We start from the raw sequence: 17,158 nt of genomic DNA, 5'->3' as shown, positions 1-17,158 counted from the left end.
ATGGCGGATTTCAATTCTCTTCCCTCTCACGTCTGGCCCCGCAATGCGTCGCGCGGCTCCGACGGCGTGGTGTCCATCGCCGGCGTCAAGCTCACCGAGCTGGCAGAAGAATATGGCACTCCGCTCTACGTCTTCGATGAACAGGATTTCCGCTCGCGCTGCCGCGATATGGCCAAAGCTTTCGGTGGGCCCGACCATGTGCACTACGCCTCCAAGGCGTTCATTACCAAGCGCATTGTGCGCTGGGTCGATGAGGAGGGCCTGTGTCTTGATGTGGCCTCACTCAATGAGGCCAAGCTGGCGCTGGCCGCGGGCTTTCCGCCGGAACGTATGACCGCGCATGGCAACAACAAGGAAGATGAATACCTTGAGCTGTGCGTCGAGAATGGCATCGGCCACGTCGTCCTCGATAACGAGGAGGAGCTCTCCCGCCTCAACGGCATTGCTGCGGCAGCAGGACGTATACAGCCGGTGATGATCCGCGTCAAGCCTGGTGTTGACGCACACACGCACGAATTCATCGCTACCGCTCACGAGGATCAGAAGTTCGGCATTTCGCTCTCTACCGGCGCTGCCTTCACGGCTGCCAGCAAGGTGCTCGAATCCGCCAACCTTAAACTGGCTGGCCTGCACTGTCACGTTGGCTCTTCGGTCTTCAATGCGGATGGCTTCAAGCTGGCCGCCGAGCGCGTGCTCAGCCTGTACAAGCGTATTCACTCTGAGCTCGGTGTAGCGCTCGAGGAGCTGGATCTGGGCGGCGGCTTTGGCATTCCATATATGGAATACGAGGAAGCACTGGATGTGGCCACCTTGGCCAAGGACCTCCTGGAGGCCGTCGAGCGCACCGCTACCGAGCTCGGAATCACGCCGCCCTTCGTCCTTGTGGAGCCCGGCCGCTCCCTGGTGGGGGCGTCCGCCGTGACGCTTTACCGCGTCGGCACCGTCAAGGATGTCGAAACCGGCAAGGCGGATCTACCGATGCGCCGCTACCTGTCGGTCGACGGCGGCATGTCGGACAATATCCGCCCAGCACTCTATGGTTCGGACTATGACGTGCGCGTGGTCAACCGCCGCACGCAGGGCGAGCCGGTGGACTCCCGCATCGTGGGTTTCCACTGCGAGTCGGGCGATATTCTCGTCGACGAGCGCCGATTCCCCTCTGATATTACGACAGGGGACATCCTCGCCTTCGCCACGACCGGCGCCTATCAATACATGATGGCGTCTCGCTACAACGGTGCGCTGCGTCCAGCAGTCGTGTCCGTGCGCGATGGGCAGCACCGCCTCATGCTGCGGCGAGAGACCATCGATGACTTGCTGGCGCTGGACGTCGATTAGCACTGCGGCACCATTTCATTCAAGGGGATGGTGCCGGTCGCGGGGGCACTTCCCAGCGCCTGCATGGAAATAGACAGCTCGTTCTGTATAGTGATGGGCTGTCACGTAAGAACCACACGTAACTTCGCAAAGGGACACCATGACGACGACGAACCGCACCGCTAAGCCCGAAGGCGAGCCCGTAGGAATCGCCCTGCTGGGATTCGGCACCGTAGGCGCCGAGGTTTTCCGCCTCGTGCAGGAAAACGCTAATGCTTTTGCCCATCGTATTGGCGGCCCCGTGGAGATCCGCGGCGTGGCCGTCCACAACAAGAACAAACTGCGCCCGGGCGTGCCCCAGGACTTGCTGACTGATGACGCTAAGGCCCTCGTCCTCCGCGAGGACATCGACCTCGTCGTCGAAGTCATCGGCGGAATCGACTTCCCGCGCGAGCTCGTCCTCGCCGCACTCAACGCCGGCAAGTCCGTGGTCACTGCCAATAAGGCCCTGGTGGCCGCACATGCTGATGAGCTGGCTGAGGCTGCCGACCGCGCCGGCGTGGACCTCTACTTTGAGGCAGCCGTGGCCGCTGCCATTCCGGTGGTGGGCGCCCTGCGCCGCTCCCTGGCTGGTGATCAGATTCAGCGCATCTCCGGCATCGTTAACGGCACCACCAACTTCATCCTTGATGCCATGGAGTCCACCGGCGCCTCCTACGAGGATGCACTGGCAGAAGCCACCCGTCTGGGCTACGCGGAGGCTGACCCCACCGCGGACGTTGAGGGACACGACGCCGCTTCCAAGGCAGCCATCCTCGCCTCCCTGGGCTTCTATACTCGCCTGACCTTTGACGATGTCTACTGCGAGGGCATTTCCAAGGTCACCGCTGAGGACATCAAGGCCGCTAACCAGGCTGGCTACTCCATTAAGCTGCTCGCCATTTGTGAGCGCCTCGTGGACGAGGAGAGCGGTGCGGAGTCCGTCAACGCTCGCGTGCACCCGACCCTCGTGCCCAAGGACCACCCGCTGGCTTCCGTCAGCCAGTCCTACAACGCCATTTTCGTCGAGTCGGAAGCTGCAGGATCTCTTATGTTCTACGGTAACGGTGCCGGTGGTAACCCGACTGCTTCGGCGGTCCTCGGTGACGTCGTGGGCGCTGCCCGCAACATTGTTCACGGCGGCCGCGCCCCGGGGGAGAACACCTACGCCAACCTGCCCATCGCTGAGTTTGGTGAGGTGGAGACCCGCTACCACGTAGACATGGAGGTGGATGACCGCACCGGCGTGCTGTCAGTCATCTCTGGCGTCTTTGCCCGCCATGGTGTTTCCCTGCGCACCGTGCGCCAGGAAGATGGTGAGGAGACCGCTCGCCTCATCGTGGTCACCCACGCTGCGAAGGAAGCGGTGCTTGAGGACATCGTCGCCGCCCTCGGCGAGCTCGACGAGGTCAAGGCCGTCCACTCTGTTATCCGCTTAGGCGTCTAGGAGTTTGCCATGAGCATCGACATCGAAGTGGGCACGAAGGTCACCGTCAAGGTACCGGCTTCCTCGGCCAATCTGGGTCCAGGCTACGACACCCTGGGTATTGCGCTGAGCCTTTACGACACCGTGGAGGTCGAGGTCATCCGCTCTGGCCTGGAGGTGGAGATCTTCGGCGAAGGCGCCGACGATCTGCCGCGAGATGACTCTCACCTCGTGGTGAAGGCGATTCGCTCGGCACTTAAGGCGGCTGATGCCGAGGTTTCCGGCTTGCGCGTGGTGTGCAACAACAACATCCCGCAGTCCCGCGGCCTGGGTTCTTCTGCTTCTGCCGCCGTAGCTGGCGTCGCTGCGGGTAACGGCCTGGCTGGTTCGCCGCTGTCAGAAGAGCAGGTGGTGCAGCTGTCCTCGGCCTTCGAAGGTCACCCGGATAATGCCGCGGCCTCCGTATTGGGCAATGCGGTGGTCTCTTGGACCACCGTGCCTGTCGATGGTCGCTCCTTGCCCGAATACCGTGCTGCGACTCTCGACGTCCACGAGTCCATCAAGGCCACTGCACTGGTGCCGGATTTCCATGCGTCGACGCAGGCCGTGCGCCGCGTGCTTCCTTCCCATGTCACGCACGGCGATGCCGCCTTCAACGTCTCCCGCACAGCAGTCAACGTTGCGGCTTTGACCTCTTACCCGGAACTACTCTGGGAAGGTACGCGCGACCGCCTACACCAGCCTTACCGCGCAGACGTCCTGCCGGTGACCGCTGAGTGGGTTAACCGTCTGCGCAACCGTGACTACGCGGCCTACCTCTCCGGTGCTGGCCCCACCGTCATGGTGTTGCACACCGAGCCCATTGAGGAATCCATCCTGGATGAGGCCCGTGAGCAGGGACTGCGCGTACTTGAGCTGGAGGTCGCTGGACCGGTGACCGTCGAGCGCGGCTAGCCTAGCTAGCTGGATTTTTCCACGTTGATCCGGCACACTCCGTTGCCGGACTTGGGAATGAGCTTGAGGTTTAGACGCCCGCCGGAATCGGCAGCCGCCTGCTCCAAGAAGCCATCGTGGATGGCGCAGACGAAGGGGGAGGGCTCTACTCCGGCGGTCACAAACGGGCAGGCGTGCAGCTCCACATCGGTGCGGCCCTCCTGGTCGAATTGCTCGGCCGAGGTTACTGGGTCAAAGCCCATTTCGCGCATCATCCGGTGCAGCGAGCCGAGCGCTTCAGCACCATGGCTGCTGGCAGCGGTCTTCGCCCACTCGCGGCCAAGCTCCCGCGCCTGCTCTGAGGAATAATCATTGAGCTGCTCCTTAGCCGCCAGGGCTTTAATCAACACACTGATCAGCGTGACGTACTCCTCCGCGACCGAACGGTTGTCCGGCACCCGTACTTGGAAGATCAGGGAGGGGCGCCCGCGCCCTTGGGCCGGGGCGGTGACTACTCGCACCGCGCCGGCGTTGACGAGTTCATCCAGATGCCCGCGCGCGGTGTTGACATGCATGCCCATTTTCTTAGCAATCTCTGCGGCCCGTGCTCCTTGCGGAAACTTCTGCAAAACCGAGAGGACTTCGCGCTGCTTGGGGGAGAGCTTCATCGTGTCGGGAAAGAGCTCGGTCGATGAGCGAGGACTTTGTGTAGAAAATGTGGACATGGACTGTAGCTCCTTGATTAACGCTACGAGGATCCTACATCCAGACCGCTGTTTTTCTACTATTGCGGTCAGTACATATACCGAGATCTTCCTCACGACATGGGTAAATACACTGGATTAAGTACGGGTGTAGACCGTGAGGGCGCTGGCGTCGAGGGCCACGGGCACCACCTGGCCGGGAGCGTTTCTACGCGCTGGCTGGCCCACCGTGACTCGCTGGCCGTCAATATCAACGAGGGTAGTGCTTCCCAAATCAGCCACAATGGTGGCGCTCAAACTGGTGGCGCCCTGCGCGCCAATGGGGTCGAAGCACAGCGCGGTTTGAGGGAAGGCCGCCCAGTGTTCGCCGTTGCGGTCTGGAGCAAACGTGTCTCCTCTGAAGGAACCGCGCAGTACATTAACGCCCGCTAGTTCTGCCATGAAGCGGGTGGTAGGTTGCTCCAGTAGGCGGTCTGCAGGGCCTTGGGAGACGATGTCGCCGGCTTCCATCACTGCGATGTCGTCTGCCAGCGTGGTGAGGTCCACGCGGCTGTGGGTGACGATGACCGTGGTACGGTCAGCGGCCGAGATACGCAGGAGATGGCGCCACCGCGCGGCGGATTCGACGTCCATGGCGGCAAAGGGCTCGTCCACAATCAATACCTCGGGACGAGTGGCAAGCGCGCGCAGTAGGGCGACCTGCGCGGCTTGTCCGCCGGAAAGCTCGGAGACATGCCCGAGCTCCTGCAATCCGGATGCGCTCAGAAGTTCCTGTGTGCGTCCTGCGTCCATGGTCACCATGGTCAAAGCTTGTGCCACGGTGGCGGTGGGCGGTAGCCCGGGGTCCTGGGAGAGCATGACCACGCGCTCGGCGTTAGTTTGTGCTCCTTGCAAGCGCCCGCTAATAAAGCGCATCAGCGTGGTCTTGCCGGCGCCGTTGGGGCCAACCACCGCGGTCACGCGCCCGCCACGGAACGTTGTGGTGGTGTTGTCGACCGTTACGGAAAGCTCGTGGGCAGGCTCCGGCGGGGCGGTTGCTGAGCGAAGCGTATCCGGGTCCATCGGTTGCAGAGCGTGAACAGCTTGTTCGCGGCGCCGGCGCAGCAGCAGGGGCATCCCGGCAGCGGTGAGCGTGAGGATGGCTATCCCAATTAGTATCGCCGACAGAGCGTAGGCATTGTCCGCGCTTACCTCCCGTTCAAGGTAGATGCCGCTCGGCATGGTCCGAGTAGAACCAGGCAGGGAACCGGCGAAGGTGATTGTCGTTCCAAATTCACCTAGTGAGCGAGCGAAAGCGAGCGCACCGCCAGTAAGCACGGCCGGAAGGATAGCGGGGAGGATGATGCGCCGAAGGATGGTCCCTGAACTCAGGCCAATGCCCCGCGCGCTGGCCACGACTTCGGGGTCGAGCTGCCGCAGTGCGGAGTCTACCGCCACAACTACGAAGGGGAGGGTGACAAATAGATGAGCGGCCACGACGCCGGGGAAGGCAAAAGATATGTGCAGCCCTGCTTGCTCCAATGCCGGGCCAAGCAGTCCGCGGCGCCCGAGCAGCGCGGTAAGGGCCAAGCCGCCCACCACAGGAGGCATGGCCAAAGGAAGGTAGACCACCAGTCGCACAAGGTGAGACACGCGGCGCAGCTGCTGGAGCCACAGAGCCAGGCAGGTGCCTAGGAACGTGGACAGAACGGTAGACAATACCGCTGCGGACAGACTGACCCGGAGGAGGTCATGGGTCGCCGGAGCACTCAGCGTGTCTGAGAGCTTCGGCCACGGTACCCGCACTCCAAGGGCGAGGACAGGGGCGAGGATGTAGATCGCGGCGAGCGCGCCGGCGACGATGACCGGCCATGTTGTCCGCGGGTGCTGCTCGCGCAAAATCGCGCGTGACACTTAGTTCACCGGGGTGAAGCCGAACTTTTCCCATGTGCTGTCAAAATCCGACTCGAGGAGAGAGAGGACCTCTTGGGCTTCCTCATGTCGGGGCGAATCAGACACGACCGCGCCCATGATCTCGTTACGGAAGTCTTCCGCGTGGTCGAGCGGGATGGCTTCGACGTCTTCGTTAGCAGCGGCGTCGGTGGAATAGACCCACCCGGCGTCTGCCTCGCCGGAGGCGACCTTACCCAGGACATCAGCTACCTGCCCCTCCAGGGAGGAGGCATGCAGGTCCCAGTTGTTGGCCTCCATGATGCGTGTGGAGATGGCACCGCAGGGCACGCTGGGATCGCAAAGAACCAAGCGAGCGGAGGAATCCAGGTCTGCCGCGGAGCGCAGACCTAAAGGATTGCCCTTCGGCACCACCATGACCATGACGTTGCTCGCGAGGGCCACGGGGGCATCAACGTTTCCCTGAGCGGTTGCGTCATCCATGGTCTCGCGAGAGGCAGTAAGGAGCAGATCTGCGGGCGCTCCTTCATTGATCTGTTGAACGAGCGCGGAAGAGCCGCCATTGTTGAAGGCCAGCGGAGTTTCAGAAGCGCTGGAGAGGTCGTCATTGAGCACGCGCGTGGAGGACGCTGCAAATACCTGCAATGGCTCGTCGGAGCTGGAGGTGCAGCCAGCGACAGTCAGCGCGGCGGCAAGGACGGGGACGGCAATCTTGAGAAGGCGCATGTTCAGTCAGCTTACGGGAGTTCTACGCGGTTCGCGTGAATTTAATATGTACTTCCTTTGGTTCCTTCTTGAGGTACTCACGCGTGAAGGACTCCTCCCGCTGGTCCACCTCCTTGAGCAGCGGAAGCGGGTCGTGGGGAGCAATGAGAATCATGGATTCGCCCACGTTGAGGGTGCCCAGCGCTCCGTGGATGGCACCGTGGCGCACTGCGTGAGGGATTTCGGAGGCGTTGAGGGTGGGGATGTCGTGGCCCTTGGAGGCGTCAACAAGCGGCAAGTTCATTCGGGTTATCCCTTTCGAGTTCTAGGGCGGCGGGCGTTGCTGCCCGTGCCATCAATTTACTACGATTATATCCGTGCAAATAAAAATGTCAGATATGTCTCTGCGTGATGTCTCGCTGGCTTCGCGCCGGCGCTGGCACACCATTGCTTTCAGCCTCGTCGCGTTCTGGATCGCAGTGGGCGTGGGAATCGCAGTGGCGAATTTTTGGGGAGCACCCGTGGTGTGGTGGGACCTCATCCACCCATTCACCCTCGGCGCGCTGACCACCGCCATTCTGGTTTTCAGCACCCACTTCACGGAGGCGCTGACCCGCACCCCGGCCACAGGGTTCCTCGGGGTGGGCGCGCGGGTGGGGCTGGTTCAGGTGGGGCTGGTTCTTCTACTCGTTGATCGCGCAGGCTACGACTGGGGCGTGCTTGCGGATATCGGCTCCGCTTTCGTCATCGCTGCCGTTGCGTGGCACCTGTGGGCGCTGTGGGGCAAGCTCCGTGGGTCATTGTCTGGTTCCTTCGCCGTCACCGTGCCCTTTTATCTGGCTGCGGCCTGCTTCATGGTTCTCTCGGTGCTCGTGGTCATCCTTGCTGCGCACGGGGTGGGAAACTACTCGTTATTGGTGGCAGCGCACTCACGCGGGATGGTGTGGGGCTTTGCCTTGCTTACCATCCTGGGCACGGTCATCACGCTTGTGCCGACGTTTACCCGGACCCCCATTTCCTCGGTGGCCCGGGCGCGGTGCAGCCGGGCTTTGGCAGTGCATTGCGTGGGCCTGGCGGCGGCCATGCTTGCCGACGCCTCCGGGCTCACCCGCGCCGCCGGCATGGCACAGCTGCTCACGGTGCTCGCTGCCGTGCTCATCATCCAGCCCGTGCTTGCCAGCGCTCTTGGCGGCGAAAAGACGACGGCAAGCGTGTCCGCGATGGCAGGCCTGGTGTGGATGGTGGCGCTCTGCGCCGGTGATGCCGCCGCTACCGTCGCAGGGGCCTACCCGCGTGCGGTTACCTTGCTGCTCATGCCAGCGTTCGTTGGTGCCGGCCTGTTGCAGCTCGTAACCGGGGTGCTTCACCACATGCTGCCCATCCTGGCCGGGGCAGCCCGTCCCGCGCGTGGACACCTTCCTGGGTTCCTGCGCGTGGCGCTCATCAACCTCGGCGGCGTGCTCAGCCTCCTCGGCATTGCCAGCGCGTTCGTGGCCGGGCTTATCATGATGGGGCTAGGCCTCATCGCCAATATTGTGGCCCTAGTGTGGGCCCTCGCATCATCTCAAGGAGAAGTTCATGTCAAGCGCGCCCGCTAAACCCCAGCAATCTGATAAACAGTGGGCATCCTGGCTCATCATCATCGTGGCGCTCCTCGCAGTCATTGGGCTGGCGGTTTTCAATTCAGCCACGGGCAGGCAAGACCCAGCTACGGTGGCATCCGCCGACGCCGTGACTGTGGATGTGTCCGTTGACGGCATGGCCTTTGTCCCGTCCTCCATTGATGTGGCAGCGGGCAGTCACCTCGTTGTGAAGTTCACCAACACCGGTGACCAGGTTCATGACCTCAAGATTGGGCGCGAGGAGACGGGCCGGGTGGAACCGGGCGAGACAGTGCAGCTCGATGCCGGAGTCATCGAGGAGTCCGTGGAAGGCTATTGCACGATCGCCGGCCACAAGATGCAGGGCATGACGTTCATGGTCAACGTCGATGACTCCGCTTCGAGTGGGCATGATCATGCGGGGGCGTCGGAAAGCACGGGCTCTGCTGGTGCCCCGGCGAAGGTGCCCTCGGTTGCCGAGCGCATGGCAGCTCGCGAAGGCTTCGAAGCCGTTGACGCCTCCCTTGCCCCCGCCGAAGGGGACCTCCATGAGGAAACATGGGTAATGACCGAGGAAGAGATGGAAGTCGCCCCAGGAGTGCGCCAAACTCGCTGGCTTTTCAACGGGCAGGCGCCCGGCCCAACCCTGCGCGGCAAGGTGGGGGATACGTTCCGCATCACCATCAAAAATGAAGGCTCGATGGGACACTCGGTGGATTTTCATGCCGGTGAGGTCAACCCGGATAAGAACATGAAGACGATCCAGCCAGGTGAATCGCTGACCTATGAATTTGTGGCGCACCGCGCAGGTATCTGGATGTACCACTGCTCAACCATGCCGATGAGTCTGCACATTGCCAACGGCATGGCAGGAGCGGTGATCATCGATCCGCGCGGCGAGGATGCGCTGGCAGACGTCGATGCGGAGTACATCATGACGGCGAGCGAGGTCTTTTTGGCCTCCGCGGGTAAGGAAGCTGAGGGCGCAAACACGCAGCGCGTCAGCGACGGCGACTATGACCTTACGGCCTTTAACTACTATCCCAATCAATATGACGAAGGCTTAGCCCCGCTGCGCGCGAAGGTGGGCGATACCGTGCGCATCTGGCTGGTTAACCTCGGCCCGGATCTGCCGTTGAGCTTCCACGTCGTGGGCGAGCAATTCGACACCGTGTACAAGGAAGGCGCCTACCTGATCAAGGGCGCGAAGGATTCCGGTTCCCAGGCGCTGGACCTTCTACCGGCCCAGGGTGGATTCGTGGAGATGACCTTTAACGAGCCGGGGACCTATTCCTTTGTTAACCACCTCATGACGAATGCGGAGAAGGGCCAGCACGGCCAATTCATCGTGGAATAGACGGCTAGCAGGCTAGCAGGGGGAAAGAGAAGCGGCCTGGCAGCGGCCCTCAGTGAGAGGGCTGTGCCAAGCCGCTTGAGCATTAACTAGGCGCCGTGCGAGGGAGTCTCGCTGGCATCGAGCTGCGCGCGGTGGGAGCGTACAGGTTCCCACGCGGTGTGCCCGCGCATGTCAGTGGTGCGGTTATCCCGAGAACGGTAGACCACGTACGGGCGGGTGACGTAGCCCACCGGGGCGGAGAAGGCATGGACCAATCGGGTAAATGGCCATACTGCGATAATGGTGAATCCACAAAGCACGTGCACCTTGAACTGCCACGGCACATCCACCATGGTTTCCGGGTGGAGGTTGAACACTAACAAGTCACGCAGCCACGGGGAGATGGTCTCACGGTAGTCGTATCCATGAGGCCCACCAAATACCTGGGTGCTTACCGTCGCGATAGTGCCGGAGGCAATCGCTAGGCCAAGCACGAGGTACATCACCTTGTCCGAGGTTGAGGTCGACAGGAACACGGAGCGATTGACTATGCGGCGATAGAGCAGGCCGATGAAGCCCAGCACGACGGCGATGGCGGCAAGCGTGCCGGGGATGGTGGCGATGAGGTGGTAGGCGGCATCGCTAATTCCCATCGCCCGCGTCCAGGATTTGGGAATGGCGAGGCCCATGAGGTGGCCGATGATCACAAAGACCATGCCCCAGTGGAACAGCGGGGAAGAAAGGCGGAGCAGCTTTGACTCGTAGATCTGGGTGGAATGCGTGGTCCAGCCAAACTGGTCGGTGCGCCAGCGCCAGAACGTGCCTACAACGAAGGCAGCGATAGCCAACCACGGGAATGCGCCCCAGAGGAAGTTAGTGAAATAGTCCATGGGTGGTCCTTAAATGTAGTCGGGTTGGGTGGTCGGAAAAGGAAGATCAGCGATGCCCACCATCTCTGCCGGTGTGCCCGTGCGGATAAGGTCAACGTATTTTTGCGCGGTGTCGGGATCCACGGCGGGCAGGGAAGCACACACCGCGGTGATGAGCGACGCAAAGGGCGAACCCAAGCCCAGCAATGCTGCGCGCAGCACCTCGAGGCCCTGGCGGTGGCTGGCCAGCATCTCGATGGCGTGCGCGTGGTGAGCGCCCTCAGCCAAAGCAACGGCCTCGAGGACCACGCAGAGGTGATCCGCTAGCTCGTCGTCGTTGGGGAAAAGCCCCATCGACTCTAGTTGTTGGCGGAAGGCCAGGATTGCCATGCCGCGTTGGCGGGTATCACCAACCGCATAGTAGGAAAGGTAGAGCGAACACCGGCGGCGCTGATCGAAAGTCTCCACGTAGTGTTCTTCGATGGCTCGTAGGCCGGCTTCTGTGGCCCAGGCAGCGAACTCCGAAAAACAGGTTCGCACTTCCTCAGGCAGCCCGGCGGTGGATTCCTCCACCACGGCAAGCCGCTCAAGGTAGTCCGCGTTGGGGTAGTGGAGCAACACGGCCGCGGACATCGCTACGGTACGGCGTTGCTCTTCGCTCAATCTCACCGGATCCACGAAGTCTGTCGGGACCGGCCCGGTGTGCGTGCGCGCGGTTCGCTTAAGATCCTTTGCCCCACCTGCGGTGCCGATGCCGGCCGGAGTGCCGTAACCAGCGATGGCGTCGTCAAGCGGCGCACCCGCTGGACCACCGTGCGAGGCGGTCGTGCGGTGAGCGGCGCCGTGCTTTGCTGCTGCGCGGCGCTGCGCCAGCTTCTCAAAGATATTCATCCTCGTTCTCCTAGCTTGTACATGCTGGTGTGGACGCTGGCCTTTAGTCCTCGCGCTTGGGCGGGAACATGGAATCGGGGCGATCCCCTGTCCAGGACAACAAGGAGACCGGCTGGCCTTCCCCCGATGCTCCAGTGGAGCAGGCCTCGGGTGCGCCCATGCCCAGGTCATGGAAGATCTCATCACTCTGGCGCGCTGGATCGACGCCGCCGAAAGGATCGAGAGCGGAAATGCCACGCGGGGTTTCGGGGGAAGCGGTGGGGATGACATAGCGGTCGTCATACTTGGCGATGGAGAGCAGACGATACATCGCCTCCATGTCCTTGCCCGTCATGCCCACGGCTTGAGCGATTTCCTCCTGTGGTTCGTTGCCTAGGTTGATATCGCGCATATAGGAGCGCATGGCCACGAGGCGGCGCAGTGACTTTTCCACCGGCACGGTATCGCCCGCAGTGAAGAGGCCCGCGAGGTATTCAAGCGGGATGCGCATGTTCGACAACGCGCTGAAGAGGATCTTATGGTCTTCTCCGTCGTTGCCGGTGGCACTGACCTGGTCCACGATGGGGGACAGCGGCGGGATGTACCAGACCATGGGGAGGGTGCGGAATTCTGGGTGCAGAGGCAGGGCCACGCCGTAGGTGAAGATGAGGTCGTAGATGGGCGAGTTCTGCGCGGCATCGATCCAGGAATGCGGAATACCTTCGGCCTGCGCGGCACGCACGACTTCCGGATCGTGGGGGTCCAGCATGATCGACTTCTGCGCCTCAAAGAGGTCCTTCTCGTCTTCAGCCGCAGCGGCCTCAGCGACGCGGTCGGCGTCGTACAGGATGACGCCGAGGTAGCGCAGGCGGCCAACGCAGGTCTCGGAGCACACGGTGGGCTGGCCCACCTCAAGGCGCGGGTAGCACAGCGTACATTTCTCTGCCTTGCCGGTCTTGTGGTTGAAGTAGACCTTCTTGTAGGGGCAGCCAGAAACGCACATGCGCCAGCCTCGGCAGCGATCCTGGTCCACCAGCACGATGCCGTCCTCAGTGCGCTTATACATGGCACCTGAAGGGCACGAGGAGACGCAGGTGGGGTTGAGGCAGTGCTCGCAAATACGCGGCAGGTAGAACATGAAGGAGTCTTCGATCTCCTTCTTCACCTGCAGGTTCATCGCGTGCAGTGTGGGGTCTTGGTTCAGCGTTTCCGTGGAACCGCCCAGGTTATCGTCCCAGTTGGACGACCATTCAATCTTGTTGATCTCGCGGCCATCGATTTGGGAGACCGGCTTGGCGGTGGGCTGGGTCTTCTGCCCAGGCTTTGCCCCCATGAGGTCCTCATACTGGTAGGACCAGGGCTCGTAGTAGTCCTTGATGGTAGGCAGGTTGGGGTTGTGGAAGAGGGTGGCAAGCTTCTTGAGACGGCCGCCCGCCTTGGGCTTGAGCTTGCCACTGGACGTGCGCTCCCAGCCGCCCTTCCACTTCTCCTGATCCTCCCAGGTCCGCGGGTAGCCCACACCGGGGCGGGTTTCTACGTTGTTGAACCAGATGTACTCAGTGCCCTCACGGTTGGTCCAGGCCTGCTTGCAGGTCACCGAACAGGTGTGGCAGCCGATGCACTTGTCCAGGTTCATGATCATGGAGATTTGTGCCATGACTTTCATTAGTACGTAACCTCCTGTGAACGACGGCGTACGCGTGTGACTTCGTCGCGGTTATTGCCGGTGGGGCCGATGTAGTTGAAGTGGTAGGTCAGCTGGCCGTAGCCACCGGCGATGTGCACCGGCTTGATGGAGATACGGGTCAGCGAGTTGTGCGTGCCGCCGCGGCGCCCGGTGAGCTCGTTGAGCGGGGTGCCAACGGTGCGCTCTTGGGCGTGGTTGCAGATCATGGTGCCTTCCGGGATGCGGTGAGAAACAATCGCACGCGCGGAGACCACACCGTTGCGGTTATAGACCTCCACCCATTCGTTATCGCTCACGCCGATCTTGGCGGCGTCCTTATCGGACATCCACACCACCTGGCCGCCACGCGAGATCGACAGCACGTGAAGGTTGTCAAAGTACTGCGAGTGAATGGACCACTTGTTGTGTGTGGTCAGGTAGCGCAGCGTGACCTCGACTTCGCCGCGCTCATTCTGCAGAGTCTGGCCGGGGGCGAATTCGCCGTGCATGCGCACGTGGTCGAGAGGCGGGCGGAAAATCGGCAGGGCTTCGCCGTAGTCGAGGAACCAGTCGTGGTCCACGTAGTACTGCATGCGCCCCGTCACGGTGTGCCAGGGTTTATCAAACTCCACGTTGATGCTGAACGCCGTGTAGCGGCGCTTCCCGCGCTTGTCCGCGGTCCACTCCGGCGAGGTGATGACTTCTGTCGGGCGTTCCTTAATGGAGTCCCAAGTAATGCGCACGTCCTCGTCTGGGGCGCCCAGCGGGGTGAGGTCCTTGCCGGTGCGAGAAGAGAGGAACTCAAATCCCTGCTTGGCTAGCTCGCCGTTGGAGACACCAGATAGGTGCAAGATGGCGTCGATGACCTTGGTGTCCTTGGTGAGGTCTATCAACTGGCCTTGCGACGTTTCAGACGTGCCGCAGATGAGTTCCAGTTCCTTGACCTGCTTGGACACATCGAACTTGGTGCCATGCACGCCGGTTCCGGCCTTCGCTGGCAGGGCCCCAAGGTGCGTCCATTTCTCGTAGATCTTGGTGTAGTCACGCTCGACGACGTGCAGCTTGGGCATGGTTTTGCCCGGGATGAGGTGCTGCTTGTCGACGTCCGGCACCACACCGCGCGGCATACCCATCTCATCGGGAGAGTCGTGGTGCGAAGGCTGCGTGATGATATCGGTCTGAGTACCCAGCCATTTGACTGCCTTATCGGACAGCGAAGCTGCCAGGTCCCTGAAGACCTCGAAGTCAGTGCGCGCCTCCCACGGCGGGTTGATGGCGGCATTGAAGGAGTGCAAGTAGGGGTGCATGTCCGTGGAGGACATGTCGTGCTTCTCGTACCAGGTAGCCGCCGGCATGATGATGTCAGAGACCAGCGTGGTCGAGGTGTTGCGGAAATCCGTGGTCATCATCAAGTCGAGCTTGCCTTCAGGAGCTTCGTTGACCCATTTGATGGTCTTCGGGCGATCCTCTTCACGGAGCTCCTCAGCACTGGCGTCGGAGTCCACGCCCAGCAGGTGACGCAGGAAGAACTCCGTTCCCTTGGCGGAGGAACCCAGAAGGTTCGTGCGCCAGTTGAGCAGGATGCGCGGCCAGTTTTCCTCGGCCGAGGGGTTATCGTAGGAAAACTCCAATTCGCCAGTGCCGAGCTTCTCCACGACATAGTCGGAGATGTCCTTGCCTGCCTGCTTAGCCTCTTCCGCGATGATGAGGTTGTTCTTATTGAACTGCGGATAGGCGGGCATCCAACCGCGGCGCATCGATTCAGCCATGGTGTCGGAGACCATCTTGTCTCCGATGCTTCCGCGGCTGGCCAAGGGGGAACCGAGATGCGAGGCACGAGAGTTGTCGTACCGGTACTGCTCGGTGGCGAAGTAGTAGAAACCAGTGGAGATCATCTGGCGCGGCGGGCGTTGCCAGTCGGTAGCCATAGCCCACTGGGTCCAGCCGTTGACGGGACGCAGCTTTTCTTGGCCCACGTAATGAGCCCAGCCACCACCGTTGACGCCCTGCGTGCCACACATGGAGGTCAGGGCCAGGAACGTGCGGTAGATGGTGTCAGCGTGGAAGTAGTGGTTGACACCGGCTCCCATGATGATTTGGGAGCGGCCCTTGGAGTCCGCGGCGTTTTGGGCAAACTCACGTCCGATGCGGATGGCGGTCTCTGCCGGCACACCGGTCAGCTCTTCTTGCCATGCCGGGGTTCCTACCTCGTTGGAGTCGAAGAAGTCCTTCGGCCAACTACCGGGGAGGTTCAGCTCGGGGCGCTCAACGCCGTAGTGGGCCAGCATGATGTCGAAGACGGTGGTCACCTTCGTGCCATTCACGTCACGCACGGGGACTCCGCGGTGGACGATGCCCGCGCCAATGGGGCCATGGCCGCCATCTGCGGCTTCTCCCTCCACGTCGGCGTCCAAATCAAAGCGCGGGAAGAGTACTTCGGCGGTGCCGAACTCGTCGGTCTCGGCGATAGACATCACTGAGTCAACGTTGTCCTGCGAGAGGTTCCACTTGGCGGAGTCCATATCCCAGCGGTCAGCCATCGTTCCGCCTGGGTCCACGACGCGGCCATTTGGTTCCATTACGAGAGTGCGGGACTCGGCATTGGCGGACTGCGCCAGGGGGTCAGTGTCCAGCTCAGCAGCGGTGAGGAACTTGCCCGGGGTGTAGGTGCCATCCTCGCGCTCATCGAGGGTGATGAGGAAGGGCGCGTCGGTGTACTTGCGCATGTAGCTGAGGAAATAAGGCTCTTGGCGCTCGACGTGGAAGGTCTTTAGGATGACATGCCCCATGGCAAAAGCGAGGGCAGCATCTGTGCCGGGTTCAATGCGTGCCCACTCGTCGGCGAATTTGGTGTTATCCGCAAAGTCGGGAGAGACCACGACCACCTTGGTGCCCTTATAACGGGCCTCCACCATGAAGTGAGCATCCGGGGTGCGGGTGACCGGGATATTCGAGCCCCACATCATGAGATAGGAAGAGTTGTACCAATCTCCGGACTCTGGCACGTCGGTCTGGTCACCAAAAGTCTGCGGTGATGCTGGCGGGAGGTCAGCGTACCAATCGTAGAAGGACAGCGCGACGCCGCCGATCATCTGCAGGAAACGAGTTCCCGCACCATAGGAGACCTGGGACATAGCGGGAATGACGGTGAAACCGAAGATGCGGTCCGGGCCGTATTTACGCAGTGTGTAGACGTGTGCGGCGGCTGCGATGTCGATGGCTTCTTCGTAGGAGATGCGGATGAGACCGCCTTTTCCTCGCTGGGAGACGTAGGCGCGGCGCTTTTCAGGATCCTCCTGAATTGCCTTCCACGCCAGGACGGAATCCCCGTCGTGCTTAGCCTTTTCTTCACGGAACATGTCCACCAAGACACCGCGGGCGTAGGGATAACGTACGCGAGTGGGTGAATAGGTGTACCACGAGAAGGAAGCGCCACGCGGGCAACCGCGGGGCTCGTACTCCGGCATGTCAGCGCCGGTGGTGGGGTAGTCCACAGCTTGGGACTCCCAGGTGATGACTCCGTCCTTGACGTAGACCTTCCACGAGCACGAGCCGGTGCAGTTGACACCGTGCGTGGAGCGGACCATCTTGTCGAAGGCCCAGCGGTTGCGGTAGAAGACGTCCGCTTGGCGGCCGCCGCGGAGGAAGAGTTGCTGGCCCGAGTCGCTGGCCTCGCCCTTGCGGAGGTGCGCGCCTAGCTTGAACAGCGGGTTTTGTTTGTCGTTGTTGGGCCCATCGTAATAAGCCATGTGGTGGTCTCCTTGAGATAAGTTTCGCGGGGAGAGTCTGTAGCCCCGGTGCG

General features: G+C 61.8%; 13 protein-coding genes. 5 read left to right on the top strand and 8 right to left on the bottom strand.

What is annotated here, in order from left to right; translation table 11 throughout:
* From lysA to thrB, 3 genes are all read left to right on the top strand, one after another.
* Positions 1–1,338 carry a diaminopimelate decarboxylase gene (gene lysA / locus QP922_RS08625; protein ID WP_284808927.1) on the top strand — a complete coding sequence of 446 codons (1,338 nt, stop codon included), beginning with the start codon at positions 1–3 and terminating at the stop codon, positions 1,336–1,338.
* 139 nt (positions 1,339–1,477) lie between these two features.
* Positions 1,478–2,803 carry a homoserine dehydrogenase gene (locus QP922_RS08620; protein ID WP_284808926.1) on the top strand — a complete coding sequence of 442 codons (1,326 nt, stop codon included), beginning with the start codon at positions 1,478–1,480 and terminating at the stop codon, positions 2,801–2,803.
* 9 nt (positions 2,804–2,812) lie between these two features.
* Positions 2,813–3,736 carry a homoserine kinase gene (gene thrB / locus QP922_RS08615; RefSeq protein ID WP_284808925.1) on the top strand — a complete coding sequence of 308 codons (924 nt, stop codon included), beginning with the start codon at positions 2,813–2,815 and terminating at the stop codon, positions 3,734–3,736.
* 5 nt (positions 3,737–3,741) lie between these two features.
* Here the strand turns inward: thrB and QP922_RS08610 are convergent, their stop codons facing one another.
* The 4 genes from QP922_RS08610 to QP922_RS08595 form a co-directional block, all read right to left on the bottom strand.
* Entirely contained in the window at positions 3,742–4,440 is a 699-nt protein-coding gene (locus QP922_RS08610; protein WP_284808924.1) for a helix-turn-helix transcriptional regulator, read from the bottom strand.
* A 117-nt stretch (positions 4,441–4,557) separates the two neighbouring features.
* Complete coding sequence (locus QP922_RS08605; RefSeq protein WP_284808923.1) at positions 4,558–6,312, bottom strand: ATP-binding cassette domain-containing protein; 1,755 nt, start codon at positions 6,310–6,312, stop codon at positions 4,558–4,560.
* Complete coding sequence (gene modA / locus QP922_RS08600; RefSeq protein WP_284808922.1) at positions 6,313–7,035, bottom strand: molybdate ABC transporter substrate-binding protein; 723 nt, start codon at positions 7,033–7,035, stop codon at positions 6,313–6,315.
* Positions 7,036–7,057: 22 nt separating this feature from the next.
* Positions 7,058–7,318, bottom strand: a complete 261-nt coding sequence (locus tag QP922_RS08595; protein ID WP_070528820.1) for a DUF2249 domain-containing protein — start codon at positions 7,316–7,318, stop codon at positions 7,058–7,060.
* A 94-nt stretch (positions 7,319–7,412) separates the two neighbouring features.
* Between QP922_RS08595 and QP922_RS08590 the strand changes: the two genes are divergently transcribed.
* Together QP922_RS08590 and QP922_RS08585 are read left to right on the top strand one after the other, a co-directional pair.
* A complete protein-coding gene (locus tag QP922_RS08590; protein ID WP_284808921.1) occupies positions 7,413–8,612 on the top strand; it encodes an NnrS family protein in 1,200 nt (399 codons plus the stop codon).
* Positions 8,593–9,972 (top strand): multicopper oxidase domain-containing protein, encoded by a 1,380-nt coding sequence (locus QP922_RS08585; protein WP_284808920.1) that lies wholly within the window; start codon positions 8,593–8,595, stop codon positions 9,970–9,972. Before QP922_RS08590 ends, QP922_RS08585 begins: the two co-directional genes overlap by 20 nt.
* A gap of 86 nt (positions 9,973–10,058) precedes the next feature.
* Here the strand turns inward: QP922_RS08585 and narI are convergent, their stop codons facing one another.
* The 4 genes from narI to QP922_RS08565 are packed head-to-tail and all read right to left on the bottom strand — an operon-like array spanning position 10,059 to position 17,105.
* Positions 10,059–10,841 carry a respiratory nitrate reductase subunit gamma gene (gene narI / locus QP922_RS08580; protein ID WP_284808918.1) on the bottom strand — a complete coding sequence of 261 codons (783 nt, stop codon included), beginning with the start codon at positions 10,839–10,841 and terminating at the stop codon, positions 10,059–10,061.
* A 9-nt stretch (positions 10,842–10,850) separates the two neighbouring features.
* Entirely contained in the window at positions 10,851–11,711 is an 861-nt protein-coding gene (gene narJ, locus QP922_RS08575) for a nitrate reductase molybdenum cofactor assembly chaperone (protein ID WP_350309353.1), read from the bottom strand.
* Between the two features lie 43 nt (positions 11,712–11,754).
* On the bottom strand, positions 11,755–13,356 hold the full coding sequence (gene narH, locus QP922_RS08570; protein WP_284808917.1) for a nitrate reductase subunit beta: 1,602 nt from the start codon (positions 13,354–13,356) through the stop codon (positions 11,755–11,757).
* Entirely contained in the window at positions 13,356–17,105 is a 3,750-nt protein-coding gene (locus QP922_RS08565; RefSeq protein WP_284808915.1) for a nitrate reductase subunit alpha, read from the bottom strand. The genes narH and QP922_RS08565 overlap by 1 nt, the downstream gene beginning before the upstream one ends.
* Positions 17,106–17,158 lie beyond the last annotated feature (53 nt).

It is taken from the genome of Corynebacterium sp. MSK218 (assembly GCF_030232655.1).
Taxonomy (GTDB): domain Bacteria; phylum Actinomycetota; class Actinomycetes; order Mycobacteriales; family Mycobacteriaceae; genus Corynebacterium.
This window is presented reverse-complemented; position numbering and strand designations above follow the sequence as displayed.